Source organism: Pseudorhodoferax soli (assembly GCF_003337555.1).
GTDB classification, from domain to species: Bacteria; Pseudomonadota; Gammaproteobacteria; order Burkholderiales; family Burkholderiaceae_C; genus Pseudorhodoferax; species Pseudorhodoferax soli.
In genome coordinates this window covers 24,584-40,824 of record NZ_QPJK01000011.1, presented here as the reverse complement: position 1 = coordinate 40,824, position 16,241 = coordinate 24,584, and the positions used below count along the sequence as shown (strand labels likewise).

The 16,241-nt window shown below is 67.4% G+C and carries 15 protein-coding genes; 11 read left to right on the top strand and 4 right to left on the bottom strand.

All coding sequences use genetic code 11. From position 1 onward, the window contains the following. Window positions 1-40: 40 nt before the first annotated feature. The 9 genes from DES41_RS30790 (at window position 41) to DES41_RS30750 (ending at window position 11,239) form a co-directional block, all read left to right on the top strand. Window positions 41-343, top strand: a complete 303-nt coding sequence (locus DES41_RS30790; RefSeq protein ID WP_114471452.1) for a hypothetical protein — start codon at window positions 41-43, stop codon at window positions 341-343. 14 nt (window positions 344-357) lie between these two features. Continuing rightward, the gene (locus DES41_RS30785) at window positions 358-1,338 is read left to right on the top strand and encodes an arsenic resistance protein (RefSeq protein ID WP_114471451.1); all 981 of its coding nucleotides are present in this window, start codon (window positions 358-360) and stop codon (window positions 1,336-1,338) included. Window positions 1,339-1,401: 63 nt separating this feature from the next. Beyond that, window positions 1,402-2,349, top strand: coding sequence for a succinylglutamate desuccinylase/aspartoacylase family protein (locus DES41_RS30780; RefSeq protein ID WP_114471450.1), 948 nt, complete (start codon window positions 1,402-1,404; stop codon window positions 2,347-2,349). A 388-nt stretch (window positions 2,350-2,737) separates the two neighbouring features. After that, window positions 2,738-3,121: a hypothetical protein gene (locus DES41_RS30775; RefSeq protein WP_114471449.1), complete on the top strand. Its 384-nt coding sequence runs from the start codon at window positions 2,738-2,740 to the stop codon at window positions 3,119-3,121. Window positions 3,122-3,198: 77 nt separating this feature from the next. Beyond that, window positions 3,199-4,431 (top strand): TolC family protein, encoded by a 1,233-nt coding sequence (locus DES41_RS30770; protein WP_114471448.1) that lies wholly within the window; start codon window positions 3,199-3,201, stop codon window positions 4,429-4,431. Then, window positions 4,428-5,924, top strand: a complete 1,497-nt coding sequence (locus tag DES41_RS30765) for an efflux RND transporter periplasmic adaptor subunit (protein ID WP_114471447.1) — start codon at window positions 4,428-4,430, stop codon at window positions 5,922-5,924. The genes DES41_RS30770 and DES41_RS30765 overlap by 4 nt, the downstream gene beginning before the upstream one ends. Next, window positions 5,921-9,094, top strand: a complete 3,174-nt coding sequence (locus tag DES41_RS30760) for an efflux RND transporter permease subunit (protein WP_114471446.1) — start codon at window positions 5,921-5,923, stop codon at window positions 9,092-9,094. Before DES41_RS30765 ends, DES41_RS30760 begins: the two co-directional genes overlap by 4 nt. Window positions 9,095-9,126: 32 nt before the next feature. Further along, entirely contained in the window at window positions 9,127-9,462 is a 336-nt protein-coding gene (locus DES41_RS30755; protein ID WP_170168332.1) for a copper-binding protein, read from the top strand. A gap of 364 nt (window positions 9,463-9,826) precedes the next feature. Then, window positions 9,827-11,239 (top strand): YncE family protein, encoded by a 1,413-nt coding sequence (locus tag DES41_RS30750; RefSeq protein WP_114471445.1) that lies wholly within the window; start codon window positions 9,827-9,829, stop codon window positions 11,237-11,239. A 167-nt stretch (window positions 11,240-11,406) separates the two neighbouring features. Here DES41_RS30750 and DES41_RS30745 read toward each other — a convergent pair whose 3' ends face one another. Further along, on the bottom strand, window positions 11,407-13,596 hold the full coding sequence (locus DES41_RS30745) for a heavy metal translocating P-type ATPase (protein ID WP_245965940.1): 2,190 nt from the start codon (window positions 13,594-13,596) through the stop codon (window positions 11,407-11,409). Window positions 13,597-13,813: 217 nt separating this feature from the next. Between DES41_RS30745 and DES41_RS38550 the strand changes: the two genes are divergently transcribed. Together DES41_RS38550 and cadR are read left to right on the top strand one after the other, a co-directional pair. After that, window positions 13,814-13,957: a hypothetical protein gene (locus tag DES41_RS38550; protein ID WP_170168331.1), complete on the top strand. Its 144-nt coding sequence runs from the start codon at window positions 13,814-13,816 to the stop codon at window positions 13,955-13,957. Window positions 13,958-14,076: 119 nt separating this feature from the next. Next, entirely contained in the window at window positions 14,077-14,529 is a 453-nt protein-coding gene (gene cadR / locus DES41_RS30740; protein WP_114471444.1) for a Cd(II)/Pb(II)-responsive transcriptional regulator, read from the top strand. A 12-nt stretch (window positions 14,530-14,541) separates the two neighbouring features. Here the strand turns inward: cadR and DES41_RS30735 are convergent, their stop codons facing one another. The 3 genes from DES41_RS30735 to DES41_RS39390 form a co-directional block, all read right to left on the bottom strand. After that, the gene (locus DES41_RS30735) at window positions 14,542-15,099 is read right to left on the bottom strand and encodes an SCO family protein (RefSeq protein WP_114471443.1); all 558 of its coding nucleotides are present in this window, start codon (window positions 15,097-15,099) and stop codon (window positions 14,542-14,544) included. Window positions 15,100-15,169: 70 nt separating this feature from the next. Beyond that, on the bottom strand, window positions 15,170-15,829 hold the full coding sequence (locus DES41_RS30730) for a DsbA family protein (RefSeq protein WP_245965939.1): 660 nt from the start codon (window positions 15,827-15,829) through the stop codon (window positions 15,170-15,172). Further along, window positions 15,826-16,044, bottom strand: coding sequence for a disulfide oxidoreductase (locus DES41_RS39390; RefSeq protein ID WP_245965938.1), 219 nt, complete (start codon window positions 16,042-16,044; stop codon window positions 15,826-15,828). The genes DES41_RS30730 and DES41_RS39390 overlap by 4 nt, the downstream gene beginning before the upstream one ends. Window positions 16,045-16,241 lie beyond the last annotated feature (197 nt).

Sequence of the window (16,241 nt, the reverse complement as noted above, 5' to 3'; positions counted from 1 at the left end):
TCAATCGGGCGGAATGTACCCGCGTCTTGGAAAGCTGACGATGAAGAAGCCTTTGTTTGCCGCGTTGGGTGTGGCCGGCGCGTGCGCCGCCTGCTGCTCGATCCCGCTGCTGCTGCCATTGCTGGGCGGCACTGCCGTTGCCGCGCTGCTGGCCGGATGGGGTCTGGATGTGGGTATCGCCCTGAACGTCTTGATCGCCGCTACGTTGGTCGCCATGGTCGGCGCAGTCGTGTGGTTGAAGCGCCGGCCCAAAGCCGGCTGCGAGAATCCCAGCACTTCCACGCAGGCCGCGTGCGCTCTGCCGCCTGGTGGCTGCGGCTGCGGCCCCAAAGCCACCTCATAGCACTGAACGCACGCATGACCCTTGTATCCCTGCGCTCCCTTCTTGAAACCCGCCAGGTCGCGATCTACTTCGCTGCCGTGGTGCTCGCCGGCCTGGTGGCCTGGCAGTGGCCGGCCTCGACGGCGATGACACCGGCCATCGACCCGCTGCTGGCGTTCATGCTTTTCGTCACGTTCCTGCAGGTGCCGCTGACCGAGCTGCGGCGTGCGCTGTCGAACATGCGGTTCCTCGGTGCGCTGCTGCTGGCCAACTTCGTCGCGGTGCCCGTGCTGGTGGCCGTGCTGTTGCCTTGGATGCCGCAAGACCCGCTGCTGCGAATCGGCGTGCTGCTGGTGCTGCTGACGCCGTGCATCGACTACGTGGTGACCTTCGCCCATCTAGGTAAGGCCGACGCCAAGCCGCTGCTTGCGTCCACGCCGCTGCTGCTGGCCGCACAGATGGTCCTGCTGCCGGTCTACTTGAATCTGTTCATGGGCGATGCAGCCGCAGGCCTGGTGCAGTTGGGACCGTTCCTGCATGCCTTCATCTGGCTCATCGCGGTGCCGTTGTCGCTCGCGGCCATCTGCCAGGCCTGGGCCGCGCGCTCAACGGCTGGTGAGCGCGCCGTGGCATGGCTCGGCCTGCTGCCCGTGCCGGCTACGGCCGCCGTGTTGTTCGTGGTGGTCGCATCCGTCGCGCCGCAGCTCGGCCTGGCCCTCGATGCCGTGCGCCAGGTTGCCGCGATCTACGTGGCATTCGCCGTCGCCGCCCCGCTGCTCGGCTGGGGCGTGGCGCGCTTGTGCCGCCTTCCTGCAGACCAGGGCCGAGCCGTGGCTTTCAGCTCGGCCACGCGCAATTCGTTGGTGGTCCTGCCGCTGGGCCTGGCCATCCCCGGTGCGGTGCCGTGGGTGCCCGCCGTGATCGTGACGCAGACGCTGGTGGAACTGGTCAGCGAACTGGTGTACGTGAAGGTGGCCCCGAGCTTGGGTGCAAAGGCTGTTCGGCAGGCTTCGTAGTACACGGCCGGCGGACACTGAGCGCTACAGTGATTCCAAATCGATGACAGCAGGCCTGCGCCCATGGTGAATTTCAAGTCTGTCGAGTACGCCTCCCGCAAGGACGGCGTGCGCCTACTCGTGCTCGGCGCGGTGCACGGCAACGAGGTCTGCGGCACTGCGGCCATCCACAAGCTGATGGGCGAGCTGGACCGGGGCGATGTAGCGCTGTCGGCTGGCTGCTTGACGCTGGTCCCCATCACCAACGCTCTCGCGCACGCTCGCGGCACCCGTTCCGGCGACAGGAACTTGAACCGTGGCCTTTGGCCCACCGCGGCGCCGGCGGACAACGAGGACCACATTGCCAACTGGCTGTGCCCGCTGCTGGCCCGGCACGATGTGCTGCTCGATCTGCACTCGTTCCGTGGCGGTGACAAGCCGTTCGTGTTTGTCGGCCCGCCCAACAACGACGGGGCGATAGAGCCGTTCCGCTTCGCGGCCGAAGAAGAAGGCCTGGCCGCGCGCCTGGGCGTGCATCGCGTCGTTGACGGATGGCTGTCGACCTACGCGGGCGGCGTCGCGCGACGGCGCGGCCAGGCAACGGCTGGTGCGCCAGGCATCGATGACGCGTTCTATGGCATCGGGTCCACCGAATACATGCGGTCGGTTGGCGGTTGGGGGATGACGCTGGAGTGCGGCTTCCACGAAGACCCGAGTGCCGAGCACGTCGCCTACCGGGGCATCCGCAACGCCTTGGCGCACCTGGGGCTGACCGATGATGACCAGCCGCAGCCCGTCGCGGACATGGAGTGCCTGCAACTGTGCGAGGTCATCGACCGGCAGGATGCCGGCGACCGCTTCGTCCGATCGTGGACAAGCTTCGAGCCCGTGATGCAGGGCCAGGTCATCGCCGAGCGCGCTAACGGCGAGAAGGTCGTTTCACCGTTCGACGGGTGCATCGTGTTCCCCAACCCCGATGCCGCGCTTGGATCGGAGTGGTTCTACCTGGCCAAGACGAGCAGCAGGCTCTGACCTTGGCGGCCGGTTTCCGAGCTGAACAATTCCCGTTGCAGATGCGTTTTTTGCACTATCTGTGTCAGCAGTTTTGCACTTACTTGGCACAGTTTGCACTTTCTCTGTCATCTGACAGACGTGGCTGGCGCGCGACCTGCACACCGCGGCTGCCGCCGAGACTGGAGAGCGCTGAACAACTCTCGCCCTGGAGCAGGACCGCCCAGATGGTGCTCTTTGCGATAGGCCTGAGACAGCGCAGCACGAGACAAGCCAGCGTGGCAGCGCGCCTTCGCCGAAGTGCCCGCCTTGCATGGGCCGCAGACCTTGGCAGCTGGAGATCGCGAGGACCGAGCTCGGAAATGACCGAAGCACGTCAAGCGGACCAACGACTACACTTCAAGAATTCATGCCGCGCCGCCGCCGCCATTGCCTGCTGACCACGTTCTGCGTGGTGCTGTCACTGCTGTTCTCGCAGCTGGCACTGGCGCGCTACGTTTGTCCGGCAGAGGCTGACGCCGCTGCGATGGCGGCCATGATGGCATCGGGCGAGCCGTGCAGCGGCATGGACCAGGCGCAGCCGGTCCTGTGCCACCAGCATTCGGCTGGCGCGGCCCAGTCCTTCGAGGCGGTCAAAGTCCCTGCGCCATCGCTGCCGGCGATCGTCCAGGTACTGGTTGTGCCGCTCGTGCTGCAGGACCTGCTGGCGGGGAGAGCCCCGGTGGCAGACTACACGCAGGCGCGTCCGCCACCAGACACGCTGTTCCTCTCCACGCTCCGACTTCGCGTCTGACGCCTCCGATCGACTGACAGGCGCCGGCGCGGCCTGCTCGCGCGCCGGCAAACACCCCGTTTGTCCTCGGAGTTTCCATGTTCACGTTCCCTTTGCGTGCGGCGTTCCTCGTCGCCGCCATGCTGCCGGCCCTGGCCGCTGCGGCATCTCTCACTCTCGACCAAGCGCTCGACCTCGCCGTGCGACGGTCCGACGCCACCCACGCCGCACGTGCCGGCGTTGCCGGCGCCAACGAAACCGCGCGCGCTGCGGGCCAGCTGTCCGACCCGACACTGCGCTTGGGCGTGGACAACCTGCCTATGACTGGAGGAGACCGCTTCAGCACGACGCGCGAATCGATGACCATGAAGCGCATCGGCATCGGCCAGGAATGGGTCTCGGCCGACAAGCGCGCGGCTCGTCAGGCCGCGGCCGAGGCCGTCGCCATCCGGGAGAGCGTGTCGCTCCTGGCCGCGGCGGGCGACGTGCGCATGCAGACCGCACAGGCTTACCTGGACGTGTACTTCGCAGGCGAGGCCCTCAAGCTGGCGACCCAGACCGAGCACCATCTGCACGAGGAACTGGAGGCCGCCAAGGGCCGGCTGTCGTCGGCCGCCGGCAGCAGCCAGGACGTGCTGGCGCTGGCCAGCGCCCGCGGGATTGCCGAGGACGACACCGCCGATGTGCTGCAGCAGGAGCGCGGCGCGCGCGTGGCGCTGGAGCGCTGGGTCGGCGTTGCTGCGGATGAACTTGCAGCGCCATCGGGCTTGACGAACGGCGGTGAGGCGTCCTACGTCGCCAACCATCCCGCCGTCCTGGCCGCGCGGCGCGGCACCGAGGTCGCCAGGCAGGAGGCCGCCGTTGCAGCCGCCAACCGCAAGCCGAACTGGTCCTGGGAAGTGTCCTATGGCCAGCGTAGCGGCTACTCCGACATGTTGTCGGTCGGCGTGAGCATTCCGCTGCCGGTCGCGCCGGCCCAGCGGCAGGACCGCGACACTGCGGCCAAGCTTGCGCTGGTGGAGAAGGCAGAGGCCAATCTGGTAGAGGCTACGCGCACTGCGAGCGCAGAGTTCCAGCGGCTGGCCAGTGACGCTCAACGCCTGGCCCAGCGCGCCGAACGCTACCAGTCGTCCGTCGTAGCGCCGGCCCAGCAGCGCACAGCAGTTGCCCTGGCCGGCTACCGCTCGAACCAAGTGAGCCTGACGACGCTGTTCGAGGCACGCCACGCCGAGGTCGACGCGCAGAGAAAGCTGCTGTCGCTGCAGCGGGATCTGGCGAAAGTTCGCGCCCAGCTGGCTTTCACGCCGCTGCTGCCGGGAGATGCCCAATGAAGCGCGCACTCGCGATGGCCCTGTCGCTCCTGGGCGCCGCCGTGCTGGCTGCTGGTGGCTTCTACGCAGGGCGCCACACCACCGCCGAAAACTCGATGACAGCCATGCCGGCGCCGGCCGCGCCGGGTGCAGCGGAGCGCAGGGTGCTGTACTGGCACGACCCGATGGTGCCGGGCCAGCGCTTCGACAAGCCCGGCAAGTCGCCGTTCATGGACATGCAGCTCGTCCCGGTCTATGCCGACGAGGCGGGCGATGCCGGCGTCAAGATCAGCCCGACAGTGCAACAGAACCTGGGCATCCGTACCGTGGTGGTCGGGCGGGCAGACGTGTCATCGTCCTTCGATGCGATCGGCGCCGTGCAGTTCGATGAACGCCTTGGCGTTGCGGTCCAGACCCGTGTGGCCGGTTACGTCGAGCAGCTGGCCGTGCGCGCGCCGATGGAGCGGGTCCGCAAGGGCCAGCCGCTCGCAAGCCTCTTCGCGCCAGACTGGCTGGGACCGCAGAACGAACTCCTTGCGCTCCAGCGCGCGGGTGCCTCGCAAGAGCTGATCGCGGCCGCACGCGAACGTCTGCGCGCCCTGTCCATTCCCGAGGCGCTGATCCGCCAGAGCGAGGCCACCGGCACGGCCCAGGCGCGCTTCACACTCAGCGCACCGGTCAGCGGTGTGATCGCGGAACTCGGGGTGCGCGAGGGCGTGGCGGTCACGCCGGGCACGACCTTGTTCCGCATCGCCGGCCTGGAAAGAGTGTGGGCCGTAGCGGAGGTGCCCGAAGCCCAGGCGGCACGCCTCGAGCGCGGCCAGAAGGTTTGGGCGGCTCTACAGGCCGACACCAGCCAAACCTTCGAGGGCCAGCTCACAGAAATCTTGCCGCAAGTCAGCGCCAGCACGCGCACGCTGCAGGCGCGCTTCGAGGTCGACAACGCGGGGGGCAAGCTGGTCCCCGGGATGCTGCTGCGCATGCAGATGGCCGGGCCTTCGGCCTCTCGCCTGGTCGTACCTGCCGAAGCGGTGATCCGCACCGGCACACGCGCCGTCACCATCGTGCGCAAGGACAGCGGCGAATTCGCCGCCCGGGACATCCAGTTGGGGGCCGACCTCGGCGACACCATCGAGGTGCTCTCCGGGCTGGCCGAGGGCGAGCAAGTCGTCGCCAGCGGCCAGTTCCTGATCGACTCGGAGGCGCGGCTGCGCTCCGTGTTGGGTGCAATGGCCGCGGGCACTGCGGCTCCGGTTTCCGCGCCGGCATCGGCGCCTGCGGCCATGCACGTCGGCGACGGCAAGGTCGAGAGCATCGAAGCAGACAGCATCCTCATCTCCCACGGGCCCATCGCCTCGTTGAAGTGGCCCGCGATGACCATGGGCTTCGGCAAGCCCGCCGGCGCGGCCTTTGCCGGCATCGGGCCGGGTGACACGGTCCGCTTCGAGTTCCGGCAGGGAGGCACCATGGGCTATGAGCTGGTGTCCGTGCAGCGCCTCGGAGCCGCCAAGTGATCGCGGCCCTGATCCGCTGGTCGATCGGCAACCGCTTTCTCGTGCTCGTCGCCACGACCTGCCTCGTGGCCGCGGGAATCTGGTCGCTCAGGCACACGCCCGTCGATGCCTTGCCGGATCTGTCGGACACCCAGGCCATCGTGCGCACGACCTATCCCGGCAAGCCCCCCCAGGTGGTCGAGGACCTGGTCACCTATCCGCTCACCACCACGATGCTCAGTGTGCCCGGGGCGAAGACGGTGCGCGGCTACTCGTTCTTCGGCGATTCCTTCGTCTACGTGCTGTTCGACGACAAGACCGATCCCTACTGGGCCAGGTCGCGCGTCGTGGAGTACCTGAACCAGGCGCAGGCCAGGTTGCCGGCCGGTGCCACCGCCGCACTGGGCCCCGATGCCACCGGCGTGGGCTGGGTCTATGAATACGCGCTGGTCGACCGCACGGGCCGCAATGACCTGGGGCAGCTGCGCGCGCTCAACGACTGGTTCCTGAAGTTCGAGCTGAAGACCGTGCCGGACGTCGCCGAAGTCGCCAGCATCGGCGGGATGGTGCGGCAGTACCAGGTGGTGCTGGACCCCAGCCGCATGCGCGCGCTGGGCGTCACGCAGGGCGCGGTGGTCGAGGCCCTGGCCAAGGCCAACCAAGCCGCCGGCGGCTCCGTCATCGAGTTGGCCGAAGCGGAGTACATGGTCCGTGCGCGTGGCTTCCTGCAGTCGCTCGACGACTTCCGCAGCATCCCGTTGTCGGTGTCGGGCGCGACGCCGGTGCTGCTGCGCGATGTGGCCACCGTGCAGGTGGGGCCGGAGATGCGCCGCGGCATCGCCGAACTCGATGGCGAAGGCGAAGTGGCAGGCGGCGTCGTGGTCATGCGCTCGGGCAAGAACGCCAGGACGACCATCGAGGCGGTCAAGGCCAGGCTGGCGGCCTTGAAGCCCAGCCTGCCGCCGGGCGTGGAGGTGGTCGAGACCTACGACCGCTCCAAGCTCATCGACCGGGCCGTGCTGAACCTGCGTGACAAGCTGGTCGAAGAGTTCATCGTGGTGGCGCTCGTCTGCGCGGTGTTCCTGTTTCATTTGCGCTCGGCGCTGGTCGCGGTCGTCACGCTGCCGGTGGGCGTGCTGACGGCGTTCATCGTGATGCATTGGCAAGGCCTCAGCGCGAACATCCTGAGCCTGTCGGGCGTCGCCATCGCGCTGGGGGCGATGGTCGACGCCTCGGTGGTGCTGGTCGAGGCGGCGCACAAGCACCTGGAGCATTTCGAGGACCAACATGGAAGGCGGCCGACGGTGCCCGAGCGCTGGGCGCTGATCGCGCAGGCTTCGGTCGAGGTGGGACCGGCGCTGTTCTTCTCGCTGCTGGTCATCACACTGTCGTTCCTGCCGGTGTTCACGCTCGAAGCGCAGGAAGGCCGGCTGTTCTCTCCGCTGGCGTTCACGAAGACCTACGCCATGGCCGCGGCGGCCGGTCTGTCGGTGACATTGGTGCCGGTCCTGATGGGCTACCTCATTCGCGGCCGCATTCCCAGGGAGGCGGCGAACCCACTCAATCGCCTGCTCATCGCGGTCTACCGTCCTGTGCTGGAGCTGGTGCTTCGGTTCCCGAAGCTCACGCTGGCGATCGCTGCCCTGGTGCTGGCGGTCACTGTGGTGCCGCTCATGCGCCTGGGCGGCGAGTTCATGCCGGCGCTCGACGAGGGCGACCTGTTGTACATGCCCTCGGCGCTGCCGGGCCTGTCGATCGCCAAGGCGGCCGAGCTGCTGCAGCAGACCGACAGGCTCATCAAGACCGTGCCCGAGGTCGAGCGCGTGTTCGGCAAGGCGGGACGCGCGGACACAGCGACCGACCCCGCACCGCTGGAGATGTTCGAGACCACCATCCGGTTCAAGCCGCGCGAGCAGTGGCGGGCGGACATGACGCCGGACAAGCTGGTCGAGGAACTGGACCGCGTGGTCAAGGTGCCGGGCTTGTCCAACGTCTGGGTGCCGCCGATCCGCAACCGCATCGACATGCTGGCCACGGGGATCAAGAGCCCGGTGGGCATCAAGCTCGCCGGCGCAGACCTGGCGACGATCGACCGTCTGACCGCGCAGGTCGAGGCTGCGGTGAAGAACGTGCCCGGCGTGTCCTCGGCCCTCGCCGAGCGGCTGACTGGTGGTCGCTACATCGACGTGGACGTGGACCGGTCTGCTGCGGCCCGCTACGGCTTGTCGGTAGCCGATGTGCAGGGCATCGTCTCTACAGCCATCGGCGGCGACAACGTGGGGGAAGTGATCCAGGGCCGCGAGCGCTATCCCATCAACGTGCGCTACCCACGGGAGATCCGCGACTCGCTGCAGCGCCTGCGCGAGCTGCCATTCGTGACCGAAAAAGGGGCAACGCTGCTGCTGCAGGACGTGGCGCGCATCTCCGTCGCAGAGGGGCCGCCGATGCTGCGCAGCGAGAACGCGCGTCTGTCGGGCTGGGTCTACGTCGACGTGCGCGGCCGGGACCTGCGCTCGGTCGTGACCGACATGCAGGCGGCGGTGGCCCAGCAAGTGGCGCTGCCGGCCGGCTACGCCGTCTCCTGGTCCGGCCAGTTCGAGTATCTGGAGCGCGCCACCGAGCGACTGAGGGTGGTCGTGCCCGTGACCCTGGCGGTCATCTTCGTGCTGCTCTACCTGCTGTTCCGCTCATTCAGCGACGCGGCGATCGTGATGGCCGCGGTGCCGTTCTCGCTGGTCGGAGGTTTTTGGCTGGTCTGGGCGCTGGGGCATTCGGTCTCGGTGGCAACAGCGGTGGGTTTCATTGCGCTCGCCGGTCTCGCGGCGGAATTCGGCGTCGTGATGCTGGTCTACCTGAAGAGCGCCCATGCGCGCCGCCTTGCCGAAGGACAGCCGGATTCGGACGAGACGCTGCTGGCGGCTATCCGCGAAGGCGCCGTGCAGCGGGTGCGGCCCAAGGCGATGACCGTCGCCGTCGTGATGGCGGGCCTGGTGCCCATCCTGCTGGGCACCGGCACTGGCTCGGAGTTGATGACCCGCATCGCCGCGCCGATGGTCGGGGGCATGGTCACGGCACCGCTGCTGAGCATGCTGGTGGTACCGGCCGTCTGGCTTCTGGTGCACCGCAAGCGCGGTGAAGTTCGCCACCTCTCCTCCGCGGCGAAATCGCCCACCGCGGCGACGCTCCCCTGAAAACGCATTCACCAACCAACGAAAGACACATGATGAACCTGTGCCATATCCTGACCGCTGCCGTCCTGGCGGCCACTGCCGTCCATGCATCGGCACAAGGCATGTCGATGCCCACGAAACCCGCGGCCGCCTCCACTGCCACGATGCCTCTGGTCGACGGCGAGATCCGCAAGCTCGACCCTGCGGCGGGCCTCGTCGTACTGAAGCACGGCGACATCCCGAACCTGGCGATGCCCGGCATGACCATGGGCTTCGAGGTCGAGGACAAGAAGATGCTCAACGGCCTGAAGGTCGGAGACAAGGTCCGGTTTCAAGCCGAGATGATCAAAGGCAAAGCGATAGTGACCGACTTGAAACCGGTCAAGTAGCGCGGAGGCCTTTGGCGCCGGCAGCGCGTGGTTGGTCATAGGCTACGCCGGTTCGGTGCCACAAGGCGAATGAGGCTGCACATCTGGGCAAGCCCAGTGCAGCGCGTTCTGTCCAAGGTCACCTCGGCTCGCAAGCAGCAGTCATCTCAGGAACGACGATGAAGGCAATCCGCTTGCTTGCCCCCATCGATGCGTGCAGCACGCTGGCGTGCTTTGCACTTCACTGGCAAAGCAGTGACATGGCCTCACAACATGTCATGAGAACGATTCGTTTTTGTCAGTCGTCGGTAGGATTCCGCGGCTTTGCGTATGCCGGTGCTCGTAGCGGGAACGGCTGCCTAATCGTCTTATCCCTCCGAATCGCATGAACACTGAAACTCGGCCTTCCCTCGCACGCCCTGCGTGGTCCGCAAGCGCGCTCGTCGCGCTGACTTTGATGTTGGGCGCCTGTGCTGTTGGCCCTCAGTTTCAAGAACCGGCGGCGAAATTCCAGGGCCGCATCAATGTGGTCGATACCCCGCAGGTCATCCCCGGCGCCCCGGTCAAGATCGCTGGCCGCGGCTTCGTGCCTGGCCAGCAGGTGCAGTTGACCTATGCGGGTGCCGCATTGGGCGCGCCGGCGACGGCGGATGCTGAGGGCAACTTCCGCACGGAGTTTGCAATACCCAGCGACGCGCCGCCTGGGCAGCACCCCGTGGTCGTCAATGCGACGCGGCCCGTGGCTGCGGTCGTGCATCCTCTGAAGGTATCGCCCAACGTCCCGCTGTCCGGCCAAGAGCAGTTCAGCGTGACGTCCCAGCCGCTGGTCCAAGGCCTGTACCAGGTCGCCTACAGCGCACGCAACGACCGTTTGTATGTCACCTCTGCCGTGGGCCGCCCGCCGGTCGCACAGTCGGCTCTGCTCAAGGTCCATCCTCAGACTCTTGCAATCGAAGCACGGGCCACCCCGAAGGAGGTGCCCCAGCAAGCCGGCCAGCAGCGCGCACCGGGCGTGTTCGCCGTCTACGGCGTTGCAGTGGACGATGCGAACGACACCTTGTGGGTGACGAACACGCGCCAGGACACCGTAGCGGTGTACCGCCAGGCGGACCTTTCGCTGGTCAAGCAGTTCGAGGTCGGCAGTGTTGCGCACTCCCGCGACGTCGTGGTCGATGCCGCACGCGGCAAGGCCTTTGCGTCTGCCGCCGGTGCCCCGTTCATCAAGGTGTTCGACACCAAGACGCTGCAACCGCTGCCCGACATCAAACTGGAAACCACGGTGAAAGGGCCGGATGCCAAGCCGTTCTCGCCGTTCAGCCTGGCCTTCGATGCACCGACCGGCAAGCTCTACACCGTCAGCCTGAACAGTGCGGAGGTGGCCGTGATCGGCACGACCAGCGGGCGGGTCGAAAAAGTCTTCGTCGTGGACAGTGCGCAATCGACCATCGGTGTGGCCTACGACCCGAAAACCCGGCGCCTCTTCGTGGCTGCACAAGGCAGCGACAACCTTCTGATCGTGGACCCAGCGACCGGCAAGACGCTGCACAACGTGCTCGTGGGTGCGGGAACGCACAACGTCGCCGTGGATTCCGCCCGTGGTCAGGTGTACGTGTCGAACAGGGGCGCGGGGACTGTCACGGTGGTGAGCGTGGACGGAAAGATCATCGCCAACCTGCCCGGCGGAACCTTCCCGAACCATATCGCGGGCGATGGCAAAGGCACCTTCTATGCCATCAACAAGTCCAGGGGCGCCGACGATCCTCAAGGCGACCGCATCACGCGCATCACCCCACGCTGACGGTTGGAGGGCATCGGCTGCCGTTCATGGGGCGGCAGCCGAGTTCAACGCCTGTGCACTGAGCGCATGGTGCCGCGCCTGGGCAGCTGTCATGCCCGTTTCACCGATGCTCCGCGCGCCGGTGGCAACGCGAATGCGGATACACGACTCATCGGTCGCACATGGCCTCACGACACCTTGCGCACGCCGCGCAGCAGGCGCAGGCCGTTGAAGACGACCAGCAGGCTCGCGCCCATGTCCGCGAAGACCGCCATCCACATGCTTGCGCTGCCGAACACCGCCAGCACGAAGAACACCGCCTTGATTCCCAGCGCGAGCACGATGTTCTGCCACAGCACGGCATAGGTCTTCTTCGACAGCCGGATGGTCTCCGGCACCTTGCGCAGGTCGTCGTTCATGATGAGCACGTCGGCCGCTTCCTTGGCGGTGTCGGTGCCGGCCGCTCCCATGGAGAAGCCGATGTCGGCGGCGGCGAGCGAGGGGCTGTCGTTGACGCCGTCGCCGACCATGCCGACATGCCGGCCTTGGGCCCGCAGCTCGGCCACGACCTTCTGCTTGTCCTCGGGCAGCAAGCCGGCGCGCACGTCCTCGATGCCGACCTGCTTGGCGATGGCCTGCGCGGTGGTCGGGTTGTCGCCGGTCAGCATGACCGGGCGCACACCGAGCGCAAGCAGCTCGGCGACCGCCTGACGGCTGGTCTCCTTGGTCGTGTCGGCTACGGCGAAGAGCGCCAGGGCACGCTCGTCGTCCGCCAGCACCGAGAGCGTGCGGCCCTGCGCCTCGTGCTCCTGCATCAGCGCTTCCAGTTCCGGCGTGCACTGGCCGCGCTCGTGCAGCCAGCGGTGGTTGCCCAGGATGTAGGTGCGGCCGTCGATGCGGCCGTGGACGCCCTTACCGAGCTCTGCCCCGAAGTCCGCGACATCGGACGATGGTGCGTCCAGGCCTGCTGCGACGGCTTTGGAAACCGGGTGGTCCGAGCGCGCCGCCAGGCTGCGTGCGACACGCAGCACCGCGTCGTTGGACGCCTCGCTCAGCACGCGGTGGGCAACCAGCTTCGGCTTGCCTTCGGTGAGCGTGCCGGTCTTGTCCAGGCCCAGCGCAGTCAGCTTGCGCGCCTGTTCCAGGTAGACCCCGCCCTTGATGAGAATGCCCCGCCGCGCGGCCGCGGCCAGGCCGCTGACCACCGTCACCGGCGTGGAGATGACCAGCGCACAGGGGCAGGCGATGACCAGCAGCACCAGCGCCTTGTAGGTTGCCTCCAGCCAAGGCCAGCCGGCAAGGAGCGGCATGCCGACCGCGATGGCGATGGCGAGCACGAACACGGCTGGCGTGTAGACGGCAGCGAACTTGTCCACGATGCGCTGGGTCGGCGCGCGTTGGCCCTGCGCCTCCTCGACCGCGTGGATGATGCGGGCCAGCACGGTGTCGCCGGCCGGCTTGGTGACCTCGAACTCCAGCGCACCGCTCTGGTTGATGGTGCCGGCGAACACGTCGTCGCCGGGGCCCTTGTCCACGGGAATGCTCTCGCCGGTGACCGGGGACTGGTCGACCGCTCCGTGGCCGGTCGTGACCCGGCCGTCCAGGGCGAAGCGCCCACCGGGCTTGACGCGCGCCACGGCGCCGACGGTCACGGCCTTGGCATCGGTCAGCGCCCAGCTGCCATCGGCCTGGCGGACCTCGGCCTGGGCCGGAGACAACGCCAGCAACCCTGCGATGGCGTTGCGGGCCCGCTCCACCGACCGCGCCTCGATGAGCTCGGCCAGCGAGTACAGCACCATGACCATGGCCGCCTCCGGCCACTGGCCGATGAGGAAGGCGCCGATGACGGCCACGCTCATGAGCGCGTTGATGTTGAGCTGGCCGGCGCGCAGCGCCGACAGGCCCTTCTTGAAGACGGACAGGCCGGACAGCGCGATGGCCACGGCGGCCACGGCCATGCCGGCCACGTGCCAGGGCAGCGTGTCCGGGAAGGCCAGGTGGACCACCTCGGCGCCGACCGCCACCACCAGGGCGGCGATGAGCCGCACCAGTTCCGCGCGCTGCGCCTTCGCGGTGTCGGCCGCCGCCGGCGGTGCAGACAGGGTCTCGGGGCTGAAGCCGAGCTTGCGGATGGCCGCAGTGACGCTGTCCCAGGCGTCGGTCGGCGCCTCGACGGTCAAGGCGCGTGCCGGCAGGTCGAAACGCAGGCGCTTGACCTGCGGGAAGGCTTCCATCGCACGCCGAATCTGGCCTTCTTCCACCGCGCAATCCATCTCGGGGATGCGCAGCAACAAGGCACCTACAGGGGCGGACGGAGCGGCCGCAATGGACGGTGCCGGCGCGGCCTTGGATGCGCGCGCCACGATGGAGATGGGCACGGCGCGGCTGGCGGGGCCACAGCAATCGTCAGCTACCGCGGGGAGAGGCGGTTCGGTCGCGAACCCAAGCTTGTTCACTGCGACAAGCGCCGCTTCGAACGTGGGCTCCGAGCCCCGAAACCGCACGGTTCGCCCGGGAAGGTCGATGGCCAGGTCCGCCACGCCGGACAGACCCTCCAGTGCCGCGCGGACCGGGCGCTCCTCGTTGACGCAGCACATGGACAGCACGCGCAGCGTGCGCTCCTGTTCCTGGGGCGCGGATGGCGAACAGCAGCCGCCGCAGCTGGTGGGCGGCGCTTCGGCCGATGGCAAGGATTCAGTGGTGCGCATGGAGGTCTTCGATGTGGCTGCAGTTATTTGAATACCTGTACCCACTACAGAGTCAAGCCCCTTTTGGCAACATTGGCAATGCGCCGCTCCGACCGACAGATGCTGTAGCCACTACAGAATTCCGACACCGTCTATCCACCCGAGCCCACGATGAAGATCGGCGAACTGTCCGCTGCCACCGCCACCCAGATTGAGACCATCCGCTACTACGAGCGCGAGGGCCTGCTGCCGGCACCGGCGCGCACGCAGGGCAACTTCCGGTCCTATGAGGCTGCACACCTGGAGCGGCTGCAGTTCATCCGGCACTGTCGGGGCCTGGACATGTCGCTGGACGAGGTGCGCGTGCTGCTCAAGGTCAAGGACGACCCCTCGGCCGACTGCGGCGACGTCAATGCGCTGCTGGACGCGCACATCGGGCATGTCACGACCCGCATCAAGGAGCTGCGCCTGTTGGAGCGGCAGCTCAAGGAGTTGCGCCAGCGCTGCTGCGACGCGCCAGGCTCGCAGCAATGCGGCATCCTGGCCGGGCTCAGCAAGGCCGCGTCCGAGCCCTCCGTGCCCGGCTCGGACGCGCGGCACCTGCGCTCGGTGCACGCGCACTAGCCGCGGCGGCGCTCACGCGCCGTCGAGCAGTTGCCGGATGTCAGTGAACAGGTCCTTCGCGCCGCTGCCGTAGCGGCTGTACAGCCGGATGCGGCCCTGTGGGTCGAAGATGTACGTGCCGGCCGAGTGGTCCATGGTGTAGGCGGTCTTGGAGTCGCCGACCTTCTTGAAGTACACCTTGAAGTCGGAGGCCAGTCCTTTGAGCTCATCCTCGGTCGGGCGCAGCGCGAGGAAGGCAGGGTCGAAAGCCTCGGTGTAGGCCTTCAACACTTGCGGCTTGTCGCGCTCGGGGTCGACCGTGACCAGCAAGACCTGCAGGCGCTCGCCATCGGCGCCGAGCAGTGTCTTGACCTCGGACATCTCGGCCAGGGTGGTCGGGCACACGTCAGGGCACTGCGTGAAGCCGAAGAAGATGGCGACGGCCTTGCCCTTGAAGTCCTGGAGCGTGCGGCGCTGGCCGTTGTGGTCCGCGAGCGAGAAACCCTGGGCGTACCCGGCACCGGTGATGTCGGTGCTCGCGAAGTTGGCCGGCGGCTTCTTCGAGCACGCCGCTGCCAGCAGCACGGCCATCGACGCGCCGAGCACCAGGGTACGGCGCCGGTGAAGGAGCGAAGTTGTGCCAATGGGCACTGGCGTCGTCTCACTGCGCATAGGCACGCTCGACCTCGCTCTGGACCAGGGCCACCAGCTGCTCGTAGCCGAAGCGCTCGAGCGGCTTGCCATTGACGAAGAAGCCCGGTGTACGCGTGACGTTGAGCGTCTTCGCATCGGCCATGTCCATCGCGATGACGGCCTCGACCTCCTTGGTCTGCACCGCGGCCCGCGCCTTGTCGAGGTCCAGGCCCGACTTCGCCAGGTAGCCCCACAGCAGTTCGGGATTCGGTGCAGCATGCGACGCCCAGGTGTCCTGCGTGCCCAGGACGACTTCGGCCACCGGAATGAACAACCGCTGCGCGTGGGCTGCCACCAGAATCTTGGCGGCCAGGTCGGCGCCGTCGTGGAACGGGACAAAGCGCACCACCAGTTGCACGCGTCCCTGGCTCTGGTCCACGATCTGTTTCACGGCCGGATAGAACGCGCGGCAGGTCTCGCAGGCCGGGTCGAAGAATTCGGTGATGCGAACCTTGGCGTCAGGCGCGCCGTAGGTCGGCGAATGGGCTCGGCTGAAGACGTCCTCGTTCTGCTTTGCCAGCTGCTGCTGCGCAGTGGACTGGCTGCGGTTGTAGCCGATGGTGCCGAGGGCGAAGGCCACGATGGCCAGCGCGCCCACGAGGAGCAGCGCGATCTGTTTGCGTGTCACGGTTTGAACTTTCGGTGTGCTGCCACGAGGAGCAGCAAGATGACGGAGAAGGCGGCGAAGGACAGCAGCGGAATGGTGATGAAGCCCGCAAGCTCCAGCTTCACGTCCGCGCACGACGCACCTTTGCCACAGGGCTGCATGCCCTTCGGGATGAACCCCTTGTAGAGCAACCAGTGGTAGCCGGCCAGCAGCCAGCCGGCCGCTGCCAGCGGCAAGGCGTAGCGGATGCAGGGGTGATCTTGTTTTCAGTGCAGAAAGTTGCGGCCTCCATCGAGGGTAAATACTTAGAAACGTCGGCGAGGTTTGCTGGTCCATTCGTGCGCGCACTCCCATCAAAGATCGCCGTGCCAACGACCGGTTGAACAGTGCGAACGGTGTGTGCAACTGCGCCTGCCTATGACTGCCTCAACAG